This is a genomic window from Vibrio sp. 10N.222.55.B11, from assembly GCF_041473705.1.
Taxonomy (GTDB): Bacteria; Pseudomonadota; Gammaproteobacteria; order Enterobacterales; family Vibrionaceae; genus Vibrio; species Vibrio crassostreae_C.
This window is the reverse complement of the sequence record NZ_JBFRST010000007.1, coordinates 50,884-72,193: the sequence shown is the minus strand read 5'-3', so window position 1 is coordinate 72,193 and position 21,310 is coordinate 50,884. Positions and strand designations below refer to the sequence as shown.

At 45.4% G+C, this 21,310-nt stretch carries 18 protein-coding genes; 12 read left to right on the top strand and 6 right to left on the bottom strand.

Going from position 1 to position 21,310, the window contains the following annotated elements:
• Window positions 1-666 precede the first annotated feature (666 nt).
• The 3 genes from AB4503_RS04165 (at window position 667) to AB4503_RS04155 (ending at window position 2,472) form a co-directional block, all read left to right on the top strand.
• On the top strand, window positions 667-921 hold the full coding sequence (locus AB4503_RS04165) for a hypothetical protein (protein WP_017065030.1): 255 nt from the start codon (window positions 667-669) through the stop codon (window positions 919-921).
• A complete protein-coding gene (locus tag AB4503_RS04160; RefSeq protein WP_017065029.1) occupies window positions 914-1,882 on the top strand; it encodes a glycosyltransferase in 969 nt (322 codons plus the stop codon). The genes AB4503_RS04165 and AB4503_RS04160 overlap by 8 nt, the downstream gene beginning before the upstream one ends.
• A gap of 266 nt (window positions 1,883-2,148) precedes the next feature.
• Window positions 2,149-2,472 (top strand): hypothetical protein, encoded by a 324-nt coding sequence (locus AB4503_RS04155; protein ID WP_240799474.1) that lies wholly within the window; start codon window positions 2,149-2,151, stop codon window positions 2,470-2,472.
• Window positions 2,473-2,867: 395 nt separating this feature from the next.
• Here the strand turns inward: AB4503_RS04155 and AB4503_RS04150 are convergent, their stop codons facing one another.
• Entirely contained in the window at window positions 2,868-3,770 is a 903-nt protein-coding gene (locus AB4503_RS04150) for a LysR family transcriptional regulator (RefSeq protein WP_372113748.1), read from the bottom strand.
• Window positions 3,771-3,854: 84 nt separating this feature from the next.
• Between AB4503_RS04150 and AB4503_RS04145 the strand changes: the two genes are divergently transcribed.
• Window positions 3,855-4,778: a DMT family transporter gene (locus AB4503_RS04145; RefSeq protein WP_017104528.1), complete on the top strand. Its 924-nt coding sequence runs from the start codon at window positions 3,855-3,857 to the stop codon at window positions 4,776-4,778.
• Between the two features lie 428 nt (window positions 4,779-5,206).
• On the opposite strand, the gene mpaA is transcribed toward AB4503_RS04145, so the two are convergent.
• A complete protein-coding gene (gene mpaA, locus AB4503_RS04140; RefSeq protein WP_372113746.1) occupies window positions 5,207-5,917 on the bottom strand; it encodes a murein tripeptide amidase MpaA in 711 nt (236 codons plus the stop codon).
• Between the two features lie 148 nt (window positions 5,918-6,065).
• On the opposite strand from mpaA, the gene AB4503_RS04135 reads away from it, so the two are divergent.
• The 8 genes from AB4503_RS04135 (at window position 6,066) to AB4503_RS04100 (ending at window position 15,537) form a co-directional block, all read left to right on the top strand.
• The gene (locus tag AB4503_RS04135) at window positions 6,066-7,691 is read left to right on the top strand and encodes an ABC transporter substrate-binding protein (protein ID WP_372113744.1); all 1,626 of its coding nucleotides are present in this window, start codon (window positions 6,066-6,068) and stop codon (window positions 7,689-7,691) included.
• A 169-nt stretch (window positions 7,692-7,860) separates the two neighbouring features.
• The gene (locus tag AB4503_RS04130; protein WP_102332231.1) at window positions 7,861-8,763 is read left to right on the top strand and encodes a LysR substrate-binding domain-containing protein; all 903 of its coding nucleotides are present in this window, start codon (window positions 7,861-7,863) and stop codon (window positions 8,761-8,763) included.
• An 84-nt stretch (window positions 8,764-8,847) separates the two neighbouring features.
• Entirely contained in the window at window positions 8,848-9,732 is an 885-nt protein-coding gene (locus AB4503_RS04125) for a carbohydrate ABC transporter permease (protein ID WP_123305860.1), read from the top strand.
• Window positions 9,733-9,755: 23 nt separating this feature from the next.
• On the top strand, window positions 9,756-10,703 hold the full coding sequence (locus tag AB4503_RS04120; protein WP_372113741.1) for a carbohydrate ABC transporter permease: 948 nt from the start codon (window positions 9,756-9,758) through the stop codon (window positions 10,701-10,703).
• A gap of 6 nt (window positions 10,704-10,709) precedes the next feature.
• A complete protein-coding gene (locus AB4503_RS04115; RefSeq protein ID WP_372113739.1) occupies window positions 10,710-11,990 on the top strand; it encodes an extracellular solute-binding protein in 1,281 nt (426 codons plus the stop codon).
• Between the two features lie 160 nt (window positions 11,991-12,150).
• Complete coding sequence (locus AB4503_RS04110) at window positions 12,151-13,620, top strand: CehA/McbA family metallohydrolase (protein WP_372113737.1); 1,470 nt, start codon at window positions 12,151-12,153, stop codon at window positions 13,618-13,620.
• Complete coding sequence (locus tag AB4503_RS04105) at window positions 13,610-14,344, top strand: HAD family hydrolase (protein ID WP_102332227.1); 735 nt, start codon at window positions 13,610-13,612, stop codon at window positions 14,342-14,344. The genes AB4503_RS04110 and AB4503_RS04105 overlap by 11 nt, the downstream gene beginning before the upstream one ends.
• A 56-nt stretch (window positions 14,345-14,400) precedes the next feature.
• The gene (locus AB4503_RS04100; RefSeq protein WP_017064948.1) at window positions 14,401-15,537 is read left to right on the top strand and encodes an ABC transporter ATP-binding protein; all 1,137 of its coding nucleotides are present in this window, start codon (window positions 14,401-14,403) and stop codon (window positions 15,535-15,537) included.
• A 159-nt stretch (window positions 15,538-15,696) separates the two neighbouring features.
• On the opposite strand, the gene AB4503_RS04095 is transcribed toward AB4503_RS04100, so the two are convergent.
• The 4 genes from AB4503_RS04095 to AB4503_RS04080 all read right to left on the bottom strand — a co-directional run bounded on the left by AB4503_RS04095 (window position 15,697) and on the right by AB4503_RS04080 (window position 21,038).
• A complete protein-coding gene (locus tag AB4503_RS04095) occupies window positions 15,697-17,109 on the bottom strand; it encodes a fructose-specific PTS transporter subunit EIIC (protein ID WP_372113734.1) in 1,413 nt (470 codons plus the stop codon).
• A gap of 13 nt (window positions 17,110-17,122) precedes the next feature.
• Window positions 17,123-17,563, bottom strand: a complete 441-nt coding sequence (locus AB4503_RS04090; protein WP_017069783.1) for a PTS sugar transporter subunit IIA — start codon at window positions 17,561-17,563, stop codon at window positions 17,123-17,125.
• 259 nt (window positions 17,564-17,822) lie between these two features.
• Window positions 17,823-19,040, bottom strand: a complete 1,218-nt coding sequence (gene manA, locus AB4503_RS04085) for a mannose-6-phosphate isomerase, class I (protein WP_372113732.1) — start codon at window positions 19,038-19,040, stop codon at window positions 17,823-17,825.
• 93 nt (window positions 19,041-19,133) lie between these two features.
• Window positions 19,134-21,038: a fructose-specific PTS transporter subunit EIIC gene (locus tag AB4503_RS04080; RefSeq protein WP_372113730.1), complete on the bottom strand. Its 1,905-nt coding sequence runs from the start codon at window positions 21,036-21,038 to the stop codon at window positions 19,134-19,136.
• Window positions 21,039-21,310 lie beyond the last annotated feature (272 nt).

Genomic DNA, 21,310 nt, shown 5'->3' with positions numbered 1-21,310 from the left:
GCCAAAAAGTCTGCATTCACAGTCGAGTGGTTTTTGGCCTAATAGAACTAATCTGACACCCAAACTCAAAAAGAACGTAAACTGGGTATCAGAGTGCAGTTCTTAGTTCAAAGCAACTCGATGACTTTTGCTCTACAAACCGATCTTAAAGCGTCACAAACCTACAAGGCGTTATGGAAGCATACCGCCTTGATCAAGTGTCTAAAATCTTCGCTAAGAGCGTTTGAGGTGGTCTGAGGGCTGTTTCTGATAGCAAACGCGCACATTTACCATAATAGGAATAATGAACACCTAGTTTATGCACTAACTTTGTTATTATCTATGCCTTAATTTTTTAGCGTTTTTAGGTCTGATATGAAAAAAATGGCAAAATTCAGAGTGATATTTTTACTCTTAGCAACCTCGATGTTGTCAGCTTGTGTGTATACATCCAATGTTGATTATGTGCGTATTTCGGTGATTGCGATCGCCTGTTTCGGTTTATTCCGATCACCAGATCCTACCTTTTTTCTCTCTTCTTATTTTTACTCTAAGTGATCGGATAATCACGAAGTGATTTCGCACACATCGGTACGATGTATAAGTGCGCATTTCCTCATAATCAGAAATGTGTTTTCACAGCATTGTGATGGTAAAATACCCAAGTATCAACAACAGGATTTGACCATGACAACAAAACTAGAAAAGCTAAAGCGAAAACAAGAGCAACTGAAAGAGCAGATACAAAAAGAGGCACAACGAGTTAAAGCTCAAAACAGAAAGAATGACACAAGACGAAAGATTCTTTTAGGGACGATGGTATTAGATAGGATGTCAAAAAATGACGAGTACAAACAAAAGATCCTATTAATGTTGGATTCTTATTTAAAAAATGAACGTGATAGACTTCTATTTTCGTTAGAGGATAAAAAGCATGACTAGATGTATTCTTCACATACACTCCCAGCCATTACCACCAAATAAAAATAGTGGTGGTGCAAACCGATTGGTTGATTGGTTAGCAAAAGAACAATCCAATATGGGATTTAAAATATATGTATTGTCTCCAGAAGGTTACTCAACAAAACAATATACTCACATTACATTGACAGATGAAGCGAAATGTAATTTACAAAAACTTTCAACATTAATCCCAAAAGATATTACAGACATAGAATATCATGGAGGATTATCCACGGAAATAATATTTAAGTTACGAGATAGATATAAAAACTTTATATCTATCTGCCACGCAGGAGATGGAATTCAGTGTAATACTGTGTTTGTATCAAAAAGCCACGCATCTCAGTCTAAATATAATAAAAATAAAATTAATTTTAATTACATCTATAATGGAATCCCAGAATCAGAATTTGAATATAACGAACAAAAAAAAGGATATTTTCTTTTTTTAGCCAAAGTAAAAAGAAGTAAAAAAGGAATACAGACAGCAATAAAAGTAGCAAAGAAAACAAAATCAAATTTGATTGTGGCTGGCGGACACCGACTAGGCTCACCAGAAACATGGTTTAAATGGCATCCATTAATTACACCAGTTGGATTTGTGAATGGTGATTTTAAAAAAGACTTGTTAAGAAACGCAAAAGCATTACTTGTTCCAATATCTTGGGAAGAACCTTTTGGGCTAACAATTATTGAAGCAATGCTATCAGGAACACCTGTAATAGCATACAACAGGGGGGCAATGAGTGAATTGATAGTACATGGTGAAACAGGGTTTCTGTGTGAGAATGAAGACGAATTTATCAAAGCGATGTCACTTACCCATCAGCTAAATAAGAAAAAAATGAGAGAAAGAGCGATAAAATATTTCTCATCCTCAGCAATGGCAATAGGTCATCTCAAAATGCTCGATCAGGCATCAACAAAGCAGTGGGAATAAGTGCGTGAAATGCCCCTTATGTTAAATGCGCTACTTAGCTATTAAAAATCAATGCTAGAGGCTCTAAAATCGACGTAGAGCGCATTACACCACACAAACCACACCCAGATAGCTGCGTATTTCGGTGATTGCGATCGCCTGTTTCGGTTTATTCCGATCACCAGATCCTACCTTTTTTCTCTCTTCTTATTTTTACTCTAAGTGATCGGATAATCGCGGAATCAGTGATCGGTTTAAACCGAAATGGGTGATCGGATAATCCCGAAATGACTGAGCGGAATGCTCCGAAATATGCAGATTATGGAACAAAGTTTACTGAAGAACAGGTTTCTCAAATAGAGAAAAAGGTGACAACTAAGAATGATCTAATCAGAATTTTTGGTGAACCGTCTATAAAAACAGTAATCAGCGAAACTGGTGAAAAGTGGGTGTATTCTTATACTGGAGGTAGTGCTTCATCCCAAGCTTTTACAATGAAAACAACATCCGATATCACAACGCACACGATTGATATCTTGTTAGAAAATGGTGTCGTTGTGAATTTTGCAGAAACCAAAAACAAACAAAACATGAATATGTCAGTAGAATAGTATTGAACATTGTACTGGTGTGCGAACCCAGATTTAGACACAAGAACGGCTCCCAATTGGGAGCCGTTCTTCGTTACGGAGTCACGCCGATTGAACATGATAGGAATTAGTGCGCACCTAACTCAATACTTTTGCTAGCGCGATGCTACTCACCGCACTAGCACTTCACAAGTAAATTTGCCATACCTGTAGTTATTGATGGTTTTCTAATTTAGAAAAAACACTGGCAAGGTTTTGTCCAATTATGAGTTAGCCTTTGTAGCTCATTCATGACAATCTGTCTGACAGTTCTTGCCCCACAGTTGTTTAAATGACGTGACTATTTAAATTTTATTCAAGCCACTTTTCATTACCAAGTTTAACAATGAATGTGTGAAAAAATTGACCTAATGGGGTTAATTCGCTTCAAAGCGCTGCATGACAAATTCGATAAATAGGCGTACCCGCATCGGAAGATGATCCCGATCGCGATAGAGCATAAACAGTGTGCGTTCTTTGCTACGCCAGTTGGGCAATACATGGCTCATTTCACCCTGAGCGATCATTGGCAACGCAAAATAATCCGGTACATACCCAATCCCCAAACCCGTCTTTATAGCGTGAGTTAGCATCACAATTTCATTCAATTCCAGTCTGACGTTTTTTTGCGAGTGATAGTTAAATTCTTCGCCACTCTCTTTGTGTATCAGTTGCCATGGTGTCATCGGATTGCAAATGATGGTTGGATGATCGCATAATTTGTCAGGTGTGGTTATTGTCGAAATATCGTAATCAGGATGAGAGCACAAGATGAAGTGAATGTGTTTTAACTGCCGAGCAATCCAGTTATCGACTACTACGTTTCCGACACGAAAAACCACATCCATTCCTTCGGCTTCGATATCAATCAATGAATTTGATAGGTTCAGATCCAGCTTAATATCCGGATACTGAAGTAGGAAATCATAAAAAATCGTGCGCAGAAATTGCGAACCTGCGTTGATTGGCGCGGATATACGAATTTTTCCCTGTGGTTGATGTTTATCTCGATGCAGGTCTTCGTCGATATTATCAAGTTCATCAAATAATAAGGCTGAACGTTGAAAGTATTGCTCGCCAGTACTGGTCAGGACAATACGGTGTGCGTCGCGGTTGAGCAGGCGAAGTTGCAAATCGGCCTCTAACTGACGGATGCGGCGGCTTAAGGTTGAGAGCGGCATACCCAAAGATAGGGCTGCGTCTTTAAAACTGCCTGAACGTGCTACAGCACAAAAACAACGCAGATCGTCTAACGAACAATTAGGTTTCATAAATGGCATTTACCGTCTTATTTTTGCTTGTTTATCTAACTATTGAAATCAATACACTAGGGAACACATTTTGACAAGTCATTCGGAGTGACGATGAAATCTGATTCAACTTTTAAAGCCGCTGTTCTTCTCATCATCTGTACTTTCTTTTGGGGCAGTTGTTTTCCTATTGGTAAGCTCGCATTAAACGAAGTGCACGCGCTGACACTAGTGTTCTGGCGTTTTATAATTGCGGCTTCGTGTCTGGCGATATACCTCAAAGCGGCGCGGATGCCCAAGCTTTACTTGAGTTCGCGGCAATGGTGCTGGGTCATCGCCGTTAGCGTTGTGGGCGTGGGTGGGCTCAATCTTTGCTTATTTACCGGATTAGCTTACACCAGTGCGACAAATGGCTCATTAATCATGGCGCTCAGCCCACTGATGACTTCGCTGATTACGTGTATTGCTCTTCGAACGCTGCCGTCTTTCGCCCAGTGTTTTAGTCTGCTAGTTAGCTTGACCGGCGTACTGATCGTAATCACCAATGGGCATCCGAAAGAACTGCTCTCAATGCAGATCAACCACGGTGATAAACTCATCTTTTGCGGCATGTTGGCTTGGAGTTTGTACACTTACTTCAGTCAGGGTATCAGTCGCTGGATACCTGTTATTTCTTATACTTTTGTCGGTATGCTAAGCGGAGCGGCGGTGATTGGTGCGATGTGTCTGGCATCGCCAGAAGTACTTCCGTTCACTGAGCTTTGGAATAGTAGCGCGTTGGGAGTGTCAGAAGTGGTGTATATCGGAGTGTTTGGTACGGTTGCCGGTTATTTACTGTGGTTAAATGGTGTGCGTCACCTCGGCTCGGCGAATGCTGCACTGTTCTTTAACTTTGTACCGATTTTCTCTGTGCTGACTTCATTTATGCTCGGACAGGCAGTCACTCCGTTACAATTGATCGGCATTGCGATTGTTATTGCAGGCCTACTGCTACCAGGTATTCAAAATTTTAAACGCACGTCGCGAACCTGCACTTAATTTTAAATCAGGGACTTAATCTATCAATATACAAAGGCAGGAGTTCTCTTTTCCTTACCAAAATCTATACGAAATTCTCGAATTATCTGCATCTTGATTGTGTAAGTGGTGCTATCTGATCGTGAAGTTCTTCTCTAAGCTGTTTAGCTTGAGTTCTAATAATTATAATTTAAATGAAAGCATAAGAATGGTGTTATTTGAGGGCTTTAGATATTGAGGCTTAATTGCTCTCTTGTATTAGAATCAGGTGAGCTATTTTTCGATGGCTTGAAAGTATCGGATAGGGTGTGAACAACACTGGATACTGTCGAGTCGACCACTAAGCGGGTGAGACAGGTTTCATCGAGACAGTAACAATAGAGAACCTGGTACTCTGCACTCATCCGTCTACTTGTTCTTATTGTTGTCCAAAAATGAGTTAGTAATCTTTAAACAACTCCCTCACACCCCAACACTGCGACAAACGCATCCAAATACTTTTCTATAGTTAAATCCGCAGAAACGGGCGGTAGTTCTACAGTAATGCACGGTAGGTTTCTTTCCTGACACCATGTGCCGAATGAGCCTGGGGTTTCGTAATCGACGTCTTCAACGAGCGGCAGGTTGAATTGCTTACCTAGCCAAGTGGTGAGTTCTGATCGATCGGGGTCATCGACCATGGCGAGTGGTTCGTGAAAAGAGATGACGAATTTAGGTTGGCGCTGTTCGATGAGGTTAATGAGCGACTGCACTTCCGGTTCAAGCAGATCGGCTTGTCCCGTTTTTACTTTTACATCTCTGACTGGTGTGTGAGAACTCCAGCGATAGACGGTCCCGTTTTCTGTCCAGTTCTGAGTCGGAAAGGCGCGGTTTAGATCGACTTGGTTAGCGTTGGCACGAGTACCCAATTGATTGCCGTCCGGGTTCATCGACAGGATTACATCGTGTCGTAAGTTGGCGGCAGGCAAACATCTTAGCGCGCAAGATAAACCTGCGATAGAAGCCGTTTCATCACCGTGTGTGCCTGCTAAAATCAGCCCGCGAGACTCGCTTTCTACTTGCGCGGGGAAATAGAGCAAGGGTGCGCCCAATACCGAATTTCCATATGACAGCGGCTTTATTGAAAATGCAGCTCTTTCCGTTCTTGGAATTAAACTCACCTTAATCTCCTGATTGATCAAGTACTATCAAATAGTCACTACTATTTAGATGACCTCTATTAAATAAACCATAGCGTCAAAACTCGTCAACAGTCGCATTGTTAATTTTATTACTTGCTTCAAAGATAGGCTAGGAGAGCAAACAAACATGGATTTTAAAAAACATTCAACGGCTTTACTCATTTCATCTTTATTGACCCCTTTTATATCAGTGACTGCCGTTGCTGAAACCTTACCCGCTGGTGTTTCACTGGCAAAAGACCAACATTTAGTTCGTGCTAACGATGCAGAAGCGGCGACGCTTGACCCTGCGAAAGCAGAAGGCCTGCCAGAAATGCACATTCTACGTGACCTATTTGAAGGTTTAGTGATTCAAGATCGCGATGGCAATATCACCCCAGGTGTTGCACAGTCTTGGGAAACCGAAGACAACCAGACGTTTGTATTCCACCTACGTAAAGACGCGAAATGGTCGAATGGCGATCCGGTGACGGCCGATGATTTCGTGTATGCGATAAGACGCGCGGTCGATCCTAAAACGGCATCGCCGAATGTTTGGTATCTCAAGCTTACTCAAATCAACAACATTGCTGACGTAGCCGAAGGCAAAAAGCCCGTTGAAGAGTTAGGTATCTCTGCAGTCGATAAACACACGGTGAAATTCGAACTCGATAGTAAAGTGCCTTACTTTGTGGCGATGACAGGCCACACATCCATGATGCCAGTGCACAAAGCAACCCTAGAAAGTAGTGACAAGCCGTGGAGCGATCCTAAGCAATTTGTTGGTAATGGTGCATTCGTACTAGATGAGTGGGTGGTGAACGAGCGCATTGAGCTTAAGAAGAACCCGACGTACTGGGACAGTTCAGATACGCATTTAACCGAAGTGACTTACATTCCGTTTGAGAACCAGAATGCCTCGATTAACCGTTATGCTGTGGGCGAGGTCGATATTACTTCGGACGTGCCGACACACATGGCGCAGCAGCTTAAAACCAAATACCAAGATGCGTTTACCACAGTGCCTCTGCTGTGTACTTATTACTACGCATTCAATACTACGAGACCACCTTTTGATGATGTGCGGGTACGTAAAGCCGTCTCTTATTCCATGATGCGTGACGTTATCACCAATGGTGTTACTCAGGTCGGCAACTTACCGGCTTATACCTTTGCTCATGAGTACACGGCTGGTTTTGATGCGACACAACCTGAATACAGTACTTGGACTCAGAAGGAGCGTGATCAAAAAGCAAAAGAGCTACTGAAAGAAGCGGGCTACGATGCGTCTAATCCGTTGGACTTCAAACTGCTTTACAACACCAGTGAATCGAACAAGTCCATAGCAGTGGCGATTGCATCAATGCTGAAAGGCAACTTAGGTGCACAAGTTGAGCTTGAAAACCAAGAGTGGAAGTCTTACTTGGTGTCACGTCGCCAAGGTGATTTCGATGTAATGCGCGCCTCTTGGTGTGGTGACTATAACGAAGCATCAACCTTCTTGAGCCTATTGCGCTCTGGTTCTTCGGGTAACTTTGCTCGTTACAATAACGACAAGTACGACGCAGCAATGGACAGCGCCTTAGCTGCAACCAGTGAACAAGATCGCCAAGGTTTCTATGATCAAGCAGAACAGTTGTTGGCAGAAGATATGCCGATCGCACCAATTTACTACTACATGCAGGCTCGCCTAGTGCGACCAAGTGTCGGTGGTTTTGCGAAAAACAATGTGGAAGGGCGTATCTACTCTAAGGATCTCTACATCAAAGAGTAATTGCGTTTGATTCACACGGCGATATACCGCTAAAACATGAAATAGAGAAAAGGGACGTTGATCATAAATATCTGATCAACGTCCCTTCGTCATTAATCTGTAACGGTAAGCGCAAAAAACTGAAACCTGATTGAAGTATTTTTCACTTTTATTTCAATCAGGTGAAGCCATGTTACCCCCTCTACGTGCCCTTGTTGCGTTCGAAGCTGTTGCCCGCCTCGGTTCTATTGGCGCTGCTGCGCGCGAGCTTTGTGTTACCCAAGCTGCGGTGAGTCAGCAGCTTAAAAGTTTAGAAACCTTTCTCGATACCACATTGTTTGAGCGCAGCTCCAAAGGCGTAAAGCTGACGTCAGCTGCCCAGCACTATCAACCGATTGTTGCGGGTTCATTAGCACACCTGAAATTACAGACTCAAATCCTCTTCGGGGAAAAAGAAACCGACGTGTTGAGCCTGCGCGTTAATCACACCTTTTGCCATAACTGGCTGCTGCCTCGCTTGCCATCTTTTTATCAAAAATACCCTTTTATCAGGCTCGATATTCAGCTGGTGGACTGGCCATCAACCAACCCTTGTCAGAATGTCGATATTGAACTGACCAATGGCAAGGTCGAAAGCGAAGACACTCATAGTGAGCGACTCTTTCAAGAGCATTGGCAGTTGGTGTGTAGCCCAGACTTTAAAAACCAATATCAAGACTCCTTGGTTGAGCATGATTTTTCTGCTCTGCCGACCGTGCAAGTAAAAGGCTACCGAGAGAACTGGCTGCAATGGTTGAGTCACAACCAATTCGAGATGACCCTACCGAAGGTGTTATTGGAGGTGAGTAATTCTTTGCACGCCTTAGAAGCGGTCAAACATGGCATTGGCGTGTTGTTGGTGCGTTCGCTTGCGGTGTCTGAGCTGTTAGAGAAAAACGATCTGGTTCTGGCGACAGAGTCCTCAATGCCTGCTGAATCTGCCCACTATTTGATTACTAAACACCGACGCAGTGCCAAGGTGAATTTCTTTTGTGATTGGCTTTATCACCAGATGGAAGACGGTGAACTGGAAGAAAGATTTTCTAATGGGTAGCCATAAAAAAAATGAAGGGCGCTCTTACTAACCTGTCACACAAACCCCTTAATTTAACCGCATACAAATAAGGACGAGGTCACCATGAGTGCTTTCTCAGAACCAATGAAAAACCGCTTAAAGGTACTGCTATTTACTGCACCGTTGTTGGTGCCACTGTTTACTTTTTGGCTCGTACCATTTGGTTATTCGATTTACATCAGCTTCACCGACTGGGATTACATCTCGCCAGATTATTCGTTCATCGGTTTAGAAAATTACGAGTACATGGTTGAGGATTACGAGTTCATCCAAGCGATGCTCAATACGTTTTGGTTCTCTGTGGGTGTGGTGATTCCCACCATTATTCTTGGCCTTGTGTTTGCGATGCTGCTGCACAAAAACTTCAAGGGTAGCCAGTTTTATCGCGCGGTGATCTTCTCCCCTTGGATCACGCCAACGGTGGCAGTGTCGATTGTGTGGTCTTGGGTATTCGAGACCAAATCGGGTTTGGCAAACCACTTATTGGAGTCTGCAGGGTTTAGTGCGATTCCATGGTTAGAGAACGGAAACACAGCCTTGGTTGCGGTGATTATCGTGACAGTTTGGCAGGCGATTGGTTGGACGATGCTGTTCTACATTAGTGCACTTAACAAGATCCCAGAATCACTGTATGAGGCTTCTTTGATTGATGGTTGCAGCAGCTTAACGCGCTTTTTGAAGATAACGCTGCCACTGATTTCACCAACCACATTCTTCTTGGTAGTGGTCAACATTATCACGGCAATGCAAGCGTTCGATCAGTTCCAGATCTTAACGCAGGGCGGGCCGGGTGGTGAGACACGTACCTTGTTGTACTTGTTCTACCAACAAGCGTTCGAACGTTACGAAATGGGGCCCGCGGCCGCGACATCGTTAGTGATATTCCTGATTACTGGATTGTTGGCACTTATTAATACCTACATCGGCAAGCGCTGGGTGTACTACTAGTCGATTTTTGAAAGGACAGAATTATGACCACGCAAGTATTGGATGCCAATCAAGTATTGAATCAGAACGCAGCGAAAACCAAAGTTAGCCCCCAAACCATAGCGACCAAATCAGAGGTTGTGTCAAAGAAAGCCTCAGTGGATCGTAGTTCGTTCCTCGCACTGGCTAAGCACCTGTTCTTAGCAACCTGCGGAACCATTATGGTATTCCCGTTTCTATGGATGTTGTCTGGTTCGCTGAAAAGCAACGATGAGATCTTTGCTAACCCACTGGACTTGATTCCAGAGCAGTTTCGCTGTGAGACCTTTGTCGAAACCTTTCACAGCGCGCCGTTTGGCTTGTACATCTTCAACAGCTTTAGTGTGGCTTTGTTCACGACCCTATTGGTGATTGTGAATTCGGCGATGTTTGCATACGCGTTGACTCAGCTGAGGTTTCGCTCGAAGACGCTGCTCTATTTCGTCGTGATGGGTTGTTACATGCTGCCGGGCGCAGTGACTTACATTCCGTCTTACATCACTTTGGCAAAACTGGGTTTGTTGGATTCACACATGGGCTTAGTTGCGTCGAACGCGGCGTCGGTTTTCGGTGTGTTTTATCTACGCCAAGTGTTTATCAAGGTGCATCCGTCGCTGATTGAAGCGGCACGAATTGATGGTGCAGGTGAGCTCAAGATTTTATGGACAATCATCTTACCGCAATGCCGAGCAGCAGTCGCAACACTGTTCCTCATCACTTTTATTACCAATTACAACAGCTACATGTGGCCAAGCCTGGTGATTACGACTCAGGATTTAAATCTGATTGCTACTGGTATTCGTCACTACTTTATTGCCGAAGGTAACTATGGGTTGAACTGGTCGCAAATTATGGCGGCGAGCACCATTGCAGTATTGCCTTTGTTAATTCTATTCGTCATTTGTCAAAAGACGATTCTTTCAGGTATCGCCGATAACGGCGTAAAAGAGTAAACGGAAATGAAACTAAAAACTCTCGCACTAGTGTGTGCTGGCGCAGCAAGCGCGTCTATGTTCTCTAGCAGTGTTCTTGCGGCAACCGAAGTTAACTTTTGGTATTCCGGTGGTACTAAGCCACAGCAAATGATGACTAAGCTCATCGAAGAGTTCAACGCGAGTCAAGATGAGTATGTGGTGAAGCCAGCTTTGCAAGGCAACTACACGGAAACCTACCAGAAGCTGCAAGCAGGTCTAGCGTCTAGAACTGCACCTGAGCTTGTGCTGCTAGATTCAGGTCGTGCGGAAGCAATGCACGGACGCGGTTTGAGCCGTGACCTAACGCCGTTTATGGATGAAGAGTTCAACTTCTCTGATTTCATTGGCGCGTTTAAAGATCAAGTGACGGCAGACGATGGCACCATCATTGGTCTACCTGCTTACGGTACAACTCAAGTGTTCTACTACAACAAGCAGGTGTTGGCAGACAACGGCTTTACCGAGCAAGACCTAAACACATGGCAAGGTGTGGCTAAGGTCGCTGAGAAAGTCACACAGCGTGACGAGAAAGGCAACGTGACCTTCTACGGCTGGGAGCCGATGTGGGGTCAAGACAACATGATTGACGCGGCTTTCTCTAACGGCGCGAAGATCATTAGTGATGATGGCAAAACAGTGCTAATCGATTCAGCTGAATGGGTTGAAGTGTGGGACAGCTTCCGTAAGTGGATCCACGATGATCAAATCATGCGTATTCACTACGGCGGTCAAGGTTGGGAATACTGGTACAAAACCATTGATGACGTAATGAAAGACAACGCGCTTGGTTACACTGGCTCATCGGGTGACCAAGGTGATTTGGACTTCACTAAGCTTTCAGCAACCACACAGCCAGGTTGGGGTTCAAACCCTTCTGCGCCGCAAGCGGGTGCGCTGGTTTACGTGATGCCAAAAGGCACAGACGAAGCAGCAGCAAAAGGTGCGTTCGAGTTCGTTGAGTTCTACACCAATGCGAAGAACACGGCGGCATGGTCAATGTTCACGGGTTACATCCCTGTACGTAACAGCGTTTCTGAAGTACCAGAATACCAAGCGTTCACTAAAGATAACCCACAAGCTCTGATTCCTTTGAAGCAAGCGAACACAGCGACTAAAGACTTCCTAGACCCTACTAACGGTAAGATCATGGACGCTCTGAAAGTGGCAGCGGATCAGATTCAAATCCAAAACGTGCCTGCTGACCAAGCGCTAAAACAAGCAGCTAAGAAAGCGCAACGTGCACTAGACCGAGCGAATCGTTCTTGATTATTAGCTTTTATTCTTTAAAAACAAAGAATTATTAACAATGAATAGTTGTTAACAGCGAATAGCTATTAATAGCGAACGATGAACTAACAAAGGCCCATCTATTCGGGTGGGCCTCTTTTTACCCAGTCCTTCAATTAGGACGAATTTGGTGAAGACAATGACCCAATTTCAAGGTGAACTGCCGTTTGGCAGAGTACGTATCCCCTTTGATGTACCAGCAGGTTCTCACTGCGTAACCATTACTGGTACGACGGTGAAAAAAGGATTCTTATACGCTGCGGCATACGATGCCAACCAAGCATTTCGTGGCAAGGTGTTGTTTGAAAAGGCGCACAAGTCACTCACTATCCAACCGGAAAACTCTGGTTTAGGTGCGATTGATGGTGCGATTCCATCAGGTGAGTGGTTCTTAGAACTTTACAATCTTGAAGGTGAGTTTCGCACCGAGCGTGCGATGCAGTATCAAGTCGATGTACTTTGCTCTGATGAGTCAGTTAATAGCGATGCTGAGTTAGAACTGACTCCAACGGTGACAAGTGATCACGATATCGAGTTTGATTACAGCCATATGCTGAGTTCTGATTCTCGTTGGTATCGCGGCGATTTACACGCTCACACTCAGCTTTCTGATGGTCACAATACCTTGGCCGCGGCCAAAGATATTGTTGAATCACAAGTGCTCGATTTCTTCTTCTTCACCGAGCACAACATCTGCCAGCCTAAGCTGCCTGTATCAAACCAATGTTTGTTTTTACCAGCGTTAGAAGTCACGACCGATCTCGGGCATTTTAATGTGCATGGCCCGGTTAAGTCTTTAGACCTTAGAGACGTTGAGCACAGCAGCCAAGCGACGATGGAAGCAGGATTGAACTTAGCTAAAAGTGGACACAGTTCCCTTGGCATTAATCACCCGATGATGAAGCCGTGGCATTGGCATTACGATCAAGTGGATCTTAGCCAAGTGTCTACGTTTGAAGTGTGTTGTGACCCAACGTGGTCGACCTCGCCAAAAGCGACCGAAGAGGCGTTATTGGTTCTCAATGAAATGTGGAATTGTGGCCAACGCATTACGGCGATTGGCGGCAGTGATTCACACCTTGAACCCCATGAACGCAATCCAAAATCGGATGAACCTTCTATCTACGGTGACCCATCAACTTTCGTTTACAGCCATGGTTTGAGCGGCGAAGGCATCTTGTCTGGTTTGCGTAATGGGCAGGTTTACCTAGAGCGCCGCTGTGGCCTGAAGTTTGACATCAACTTAGGTGATTTGCTGCCGGGCAACGACTCTCAAGGGCAGGCTCTCACTTATCGTATCGCTGTCACTGATTCAGAAAACCTTTACTACGCTGAGTGCGTGGTGGATGGCGAGATTGTTGAACGAATCGTTTTGAGTGATGAGCTACAAAGTATCCATATTGATGAAGGCTACCGTTGGTGTCGAGTGGATATCCGTCGTGGAGAACTTTCTTCTGCATTAATCAACAGCCCTCAACCCGTATCTGACGAACGTGAGTTTGAAGGCTGCATCAACGCCGTATTCGACGGCAAACAACCAGAATTTAACCAACCCCTAGTGCGTACTTGGGGAGAACTAATGGAGCGAATGAGCCGTGATGAAGTTTAAGGCGATGTTATTTGATAAAGACGGCACATTGTTAGAGTTCCACAAGATGTGGCTTAACGTTTCTCGTGGTGCTTGTGAGCGTGTGAAATCTTACAGTGACCAACACCAAGGTAATCAAACTGTCACACCTGTTGAGTTACTCTTGGCCATCGGTGTTGAAGGTGATGTGGTTGATAACTATGGACTATTAGCCTCAAACCCAGTGGAAGATACCGCAACAGCGTGGTTCAACATGCTGCAACCGAATGTCTCGCTCACTGAATTCACTAAGGTGACCAAAGCCGCTTTCAATGATGAAGTGGAAGAGAACCCAAGCTGGATTGAAGCCCTGCCGGGTGTGGCTGAAAAGCTTGACCTGTTTAAGCAGCAAGGCATGATTTTAGGTATCGCGACCGCAGACACCAAAGACTCGACCATCTACACACTGGAGCAATCGGGTTTGAGCGAGATGTTCGATTATGTTGGTTATTCTGATGGCGATATCGAACCTAAACCAGCGCCCGCACTACTCAATGCCTTCTGTGAGCAATGCGGTATTGAGCCACATGAAGTGATCATGTTTGGTGACACGGTTTCAGATATGGAATTTGGCCGCAATGCAGGCGCAAGCAATGTCGGTGTTCTGACGGGGACTGCACAACACAGCGAGTTAGAGCCAGTGGCGGATCTGGTTATCGCATCAGTCGCCCATTTTGAGCTCAACCAACTGCAAGAACGTGGCTAAAACGTCCACGACAGATTGCAAAGATAGTATTTAACGAATTGATTTAAGGACAGGTTATGGCTGAAGTCACACTGAGAGGGGTAGAGAAAACCTACCCAAATGGTTTTAAGGCTGTGCACGGTGTCGATCTGAATATTCGCGAAGGTGAGTTCATGGTGTTTGTTGGGCCGTCTGGCTGCGCAAAATCCACGACACTTCGCATGATCGCAGGCCTTGAAGATATCTCAGAAGGTGATGTCTACATTGGCGATAAGCGTGTAAACGAATTGCCACCTAAAGATCGTGGTATCTCGATGGTGTTTCAGAACTACGCGCTTTATCCGCACATGTCGGTGTACGAAAACATGGCTTTTGGCCTGAAGCAACAGAAGCTGCCAAAGCATGAAATCAATGAGCGAATTGAAGATGCAGCCAAGACTCTGGATATTGAACATCTGCTAAATAATAAGCCGGGTGAAATGTCGGGTGGTCAAAGGCAGCGTGTGGCGCTTGGCCGTGCGATGGTGCGTAAGCCAGATGTGTTTTTGTTTGACGAGCCCTTGTCTAACTTGGATGCAAAGCTGCGTGTTTCGACTCGTGTCAGCATTGCACAGCTGCACAATAACCTGAAGCAAGAAGGGCAGAACGCCACCATGATCTATGTGACACACGATCAGGTGGAAGCCATGACCCTTGGCGATCGCATCTGTGTGTTGAATCAAGGTGAGATTATGCAAGTCGATACGCCAATGAACCTTTATCAGTACCCAGCAAACAAGTTTGTCGCAGGCTTTATTGGTTCGCCAGCGATGAATCTTCTCAAGGTGAGATTGGATGAGATTGATGGCGTGATGAACGTGGTCTCTGAAAGTGGGACTCGTTGGACACTGCCACAAGACAAGCAGATTATCGCTCGTGAAAAGATGGGTGAGTGGGTATGGTTTGGTGTTCGTCCAGAGCACATTCAACTGGCTAATCACGATGCGCCGCTGGCGGAAGTGAATACTCAAACGCACAGGCTTGATGTGGTTGAGTCGATGGGTAATGAGCTGTATCTCTACTTTAAACTCGGTGCAGATAAGCTGGTGGCTCGCGTGCCTTTTGATGCGGATCGCACGGCAAACAGTGGTGAAGAAACGGTGCTGCATTTCAACACCAGCCAATGTCACCTGTTCGATTTAGAAACCGAAGAGACGCTCGATCCTAAGAGCTGATTCTGTTGATCCTACGAGTTGTTTTGTAAAAAGAAATCCCCATTCGTTGACTAGACGAATGGGGATTTTAGTTACTAGGGGTAGTTACTTTATCAATAGTGAACATTCACTAATTTATTGATTATTTAGATAACCTTTGGTTTTAAATAATCTTAGGTTTTAGATAGCCACCATAGTCGCGGCTTTCTTCATTGCTTCCTTGGTTGAACACTCAATCACGTTCGCGTTAGCAAAGCGGTGAGCGTCTTTCACTTGAATATCGTGAGCCAAGATAACCAGCTTCGCGTTCGCCACATCTAGGTCGGTGATGCGGTTCTGAATACCGTTTTGACCTTGAGTTTCTACTTTGATTTTCAGACCCGCTGCCGCACCTGCTTTTTCTAGTGCTTTCGCCGCCATGAAGGTGTGTGCAACACCAGAAGGGCAACATGTTACAGCTACGATGTCGTACTCGCCTTCGCCTGCTGCAGGAGCGGCTTGAGCTTGTACTGGCGCTTCAACCATGTCTTCTTCTGTTTCTACCGCTACCGGTTTCCAGAAGCCTACGATAACGGCTGTGGTTAGCGAGCCAAGCGCAATACCGACGACGTACATTGGAATGTTGCTTGATACTGGCGCAGTGATTAGGCCGCCCCACGGTGCGTGCAGTAGAACGTCTGTCATGAAGCCGAATACACAGCCCACGATACCACCGGCAACGATTGAAGGAAGTACGCGCATTGGGTCATTTGCTGCGAACGGGATAGCACCTTCAGAGATACCGATAGAACCCATGATTGCTGCCGCTTTACCTGCTTCTTGCTCTTGTTTAGAGAACTTGTTTTTGAATAGGAAAGTCGCCAGAGCCATACCTAGAGGTGGAGTACAAATCGCGATGCCAACGCCGCCCATTAGCCAAGGTTGTGTGTCTACTTGAGTTTGGGCAAATAGGGTCGCGACTTTGTTGATAGGGCCGCCCATATCAAACGCCGTCATACCGCCAAGGATTGTGCCCAGAACCATCTTAGATGCACCAGCCATTGAAGCTAGGAACTCGTTCATTGAAGACATGAACAGTTTAATTGGCTCACCGATGCCCCATAGTACGATACCTGCAGAGATTAACGTACCTAGAAGCGGGTAGATGAAGTACGCACCTAGTGCCGTCATGTTCGCAGAAAGCGGGATCTTCTTAAGTTGGAACACCACGCCACCGGCGATAAAGCCTGCCACGATACAACCAAGGAAGCCGCCGCCCATGTCAGCCATGATGCCAGAAGAGATCATCGCAGGAGCTAGTGCGGGTTTGTCTGCAATTGAGTAACCAATAAAGCCGCCAAGAATGATTGGGAAAAGAACAAGGCCCTTGATACCGATATTAGAGATGTCTGCCAGCAAACCTTCTGCTGGTACTGCACCTTTGCCTGATGCCATTACCGCTAACGCCAATAGAACACCGCCAGCTACGATGAAAGGCAGCATGTGTGAGGTTCCGAAAAGCAGGTGGCCTTTCATGGTACTAAGGATTTTTTTAAAGTCGCTACTACTGTTTTTATTATTGGTATTCGTAGCTTGAGTTGTTAGGGTGCTCATAATTTTCTACGCCTTATGAATTAATTAAAATATTAAGGATCTGTTGTTCGTCTTTTGCGTTATGGATATCTTGAATAAATTCATCGCTGAATTTTCCAAATAGTTCTTGTAGTACATAAATATGATGGTCAGCACCGTTATCCGGAGAGGCAATCATAAAAAATACGGTTGGATTGATGCCGTCTTCATCGCCATACTCGATACCTTGACGCTTAACACCGACAGCAATGGCAGGCTCAGTTACAGCCTTGCTTTTTGAGTGTGGGTAAGCGATGCCGTCCATTGAGGTGATGCTTTGAGATTCACGAATTTCAATGTCTGCCAAGAAGGCTTCTTTACTGCTGATTCGGTTGTTCTCAAATAACATGCTTGCCAATTCTTCAAACAGTTCTTTTTTATTATTCGCTTTAAGGTTGTTATTAATTAAGTTGACGTTAGTTAGCTGTGTGATCATTTATTAACTCATTCACTCTTGAAGTTCTTGAATTAAAATTAATGGATTAACCCGATTCGCGAAATAGCAAATAAAAGCCCTTCACTGTACATTTGTATCCAGCAAAATTAAGTGTGATTTGCATCATTCATCCAGTGTGAGATGGGTCATATTTGATGGCGTTTTGGATTAGGTTTTTGACACGCTAATAGCCTTCGTCACAAACAAAAATGCCCCGCAAAAGCAGGGCATGAACAGTGTGTACTGAGTTCTGAGGGAGTTAGCTGTAAGCGCGCGCTACGCGTCCAGCGCAATCCAGTTTGTAACTCTCAGCATAAGCCGGAACGAATACCGACTGGCCTTTCTCTATCACGCAGGTTTCGCCGCATTGGTGAGTGAGCACCATGGATTCGTCGAGTGGCAGTAGGATCTCGGCACCTTCGGTAGTGATCTTCCTCTGATGTGAGTTTTGCACGATAGAGAACTTAAAATCCTCGACTGGAATTTGGTATTCCATCACGTCACCTTGCTCTATCGGGCTGAGCAGTAATCTATCCGCAGGCTTTTCATTGAATTGAGTACAAGAGACTAATTCATTGATATCCATGTACTTAGGCGTCAAGCCTGCGCGGAGTACATTGTCTGAATTCGCCATAACTTCTAAGCCCGTACCTTTAATGTAAGCGTGCGGTGTCTCGGCATCCAGATACATGGCTTGCCCCGGCTTTAGGGTGATCACGTTCAATAGCAGTGGAGCAAACAACCCGACATCACCAGGATATTGCTCTTCCAGTTCTGAAATCAACTGGAACACAGGTGTATCTGAAAGCTTCGCCTTCATCAGCAACATGGTCAGCGCCATGCCTTTTTGTTCACCTTGCAAAGACAATAAACTCGCGAAGAAGCTCGCTAATCCATTAGGCGTTTGATCGCCCGCGAGGTCGTTAACCATCGAGTGCAGCTCAGGAATATCGAGGTAATGGAAGTGCTCAAGGATCTCGCTGATCGACCTAAAGCCATTCATCGCCGTGTAGTCCGTTAGGGCATACACCAGTTCTGGCTTATGATTAGGATCCTTGTAGTTACGATTGCCAGCTGTCATTGGAATGCCTTGCTGCTCTTCAAGAGCATAGCCAGATTCCGCTTGCTGTTTGTTTGGATGTACTTGAACAGACAGCGCTTTCTCAGCCGCTAATACCTTGAAAAGATAAGGTAACTCGCCAAAGCGACTCGCCACTTTCTCGCTTAGAAACAAGTTTAGGTTCTTAGAAATCAAGCTCGACAATGTGGTCTGTTGCCCGTTATCAGTCACCATTGAGCAACCATTGGGGTGTGCGCCCATCCAAATCTCCGCTTGTGGCTCACCAGATTGGTTATCAATACCAAACAGTTGGCTAAACGAAGACGGGCTACCCCATGCGTAGTTTTGAATCACGTTGGTCATAGGGTAGAAAAAGCGTTGTACGAACGAGTCGTTCGCTAAAGAAAAATCAGACATCGAGATCACCATGAAGGGAAACATGGCTTGAGCTCTACTCGATTTACTAAAATACGAGAGTAGAGGGACTCAAGCCATTGGAGTTGAAATGGCTTAAGCCGCTGCTGTTGCTAGCTTGGCTTTGCGTAGATTTTTAAGCGCGATACAAGTAACCGCAGTCACACCTGCACCTGATGCCATGCACAGCAGTGCCAGCATTGGGTAGTTCATTGCGCCGAGCAGAGCCACAACAGGGCCACCGTGAGCAACGCTGTTGGTGATACCAAATGAGAACGCCATAACAGCTGCAGTCATTGAGCCAAGCACGTTGGCAGGGATAACCGACATTGGATCTTGCGCTGCGAAAGGAATCGCACCCTCAGAGATACCTACTAAGCCCATCGCACCTGCTGCTTTGCCTGCTTCAATTTCAGAAGATTCAAACAGGTCGAACTTGCGGCCCAATCTGGTTGCGATAGCCATGCCTAATGGAGCGACAGGGATTGCGCACGCCATCGCACCCATGAATTGAGTTTGACCGCTGGCAATCATGCCGACCGAGAAAAGGAACGCTACTTTGTTGAACGGACCGCCCATATCGAAACCGGCCATGCCACCAAGGACGATGCCAAGCAGAACCACGTTGCCTGTGCTCATGCTCGTTAGTAGTGCAGTAAGAGCATCCATCAGCCCAGCGATAGGTGCGCCGATAACAAAAATGAACAGACCTGCGATGAACAAAGAGCCAGTGATCGGAGCGATCATGATAGGCACAAGCGGTTGAACGAATTTGTGGTAGTTAAACGAGGTGATCCATTTAACGAAGTAACCCACTAATAAGCCTGCGATGATTGCGCCAATGAAGCCAGTACCAGCGTCAGCGCCATAGAAAGAACCGTTGTTGGCAATCCAGCCGCCAATTAAGCCAGGGGTTAGGGCAGGGCGGTCAGCAATCGCGTAAGCAATGTAGCCAGCCAAGATTGGGATCATCAATGTGAAGGCAACCACGCCCACTTCTAGGATTTGGTTCCACATGCTGCCAGCAGGAATCGCCATGCCAGATTCACTTGGCTCGCCGCCAATCGCCAGTGCAAGGGCTATCAATAGGCCACCAGTCACGACGAATGGGATCATGTGAGATACGCCATTCATCAAGTAACGGTAAAGGTCTGAACGTGCTTGTGAGGCTTTTTCTACAACAGATTGGTTGGTCGGCGTTTGTTCTGCTTGGTAGCTTGGCGCGTTGAGTGCTTGCTTAATCAAGCCTTGCGCGTCTTTGATTGGCGCTTTTACGTTGGTTTTGATAACGCATTTTCCGGCAAAGCGAGCCATGTCGACCTGTTTGTCACAAGCCACCACAATCGCATCTGCGCGTTCGATCTCTTCTCGAGTTGGGCTGTTCTTAACGCCAATAGAACCGTTGGTTTCGACCTTGATGTCGTAGCCAAGAGCCGCCGCGCCTTTTTCTAGTGCTTCGGCTGCTAAATATGTGTGTGCGACGCCAGCTGGGCAGCCTGTCACACCAATGATGAAGCCTTGCTTCTCAACATTGGTTTCTGTCTCAGCAGGTTCAGGTTTGGTAAGCAGTAGCTCTAATGCCGCTTGTTCAGATTGAGCATTCATGAAGTTTTCAATGAAACCTTCTTCAATCAATTTTGAAGAAAGCTCTGCCAGTACTTCGATGTGGTGATTATCGCCGCCATCAGGAGAGGCAATCATGAAGAACAGTTTTGATGGCTGGCCGTCATCGGCGCCGTACTCGATACCCTGTTGATGGACACCGATAACAACCGCGGGTTTGATGACCGCAGCGCTTTTCGCGTGTGGCAGAGCAATACCTTCTTCAAATCCGGTATTACCTTGTTCTTCACGAGCTTTAATGTCGGTAAGGAACTGTGCTTTGTCTGAAATTCGACCTTGTGCGTACAGCACCTCGATCAGCTCTTTAAATACGTCTTCTTTTGAATTAGCGCTAAGCGAAAGCTTAATCAAATTTTGGTTGATCAATGTCGTGATCATAATGAACCCCTACTCTGTTTTTATTTTGTTAGGGGTATTCTGGAATCTACGGCTTGCCTTCTGTAGTGAAGAAAAAATGCATTTACTGGATGATTGTTGCCTTATAAATGGAGTGTGATTTTGATCGGTTAGGAGTGCCTGTTTGGGGGAGTGTTGACAGCTTTTATGAAGTTATAACGCTTTTATTGATAAGGGCTTAGATTGATTTTTCTATCATGATAACAGTGTTCTAAATCTGGCCTTAGACTGGAGATTTATTTCCACTACTGGAT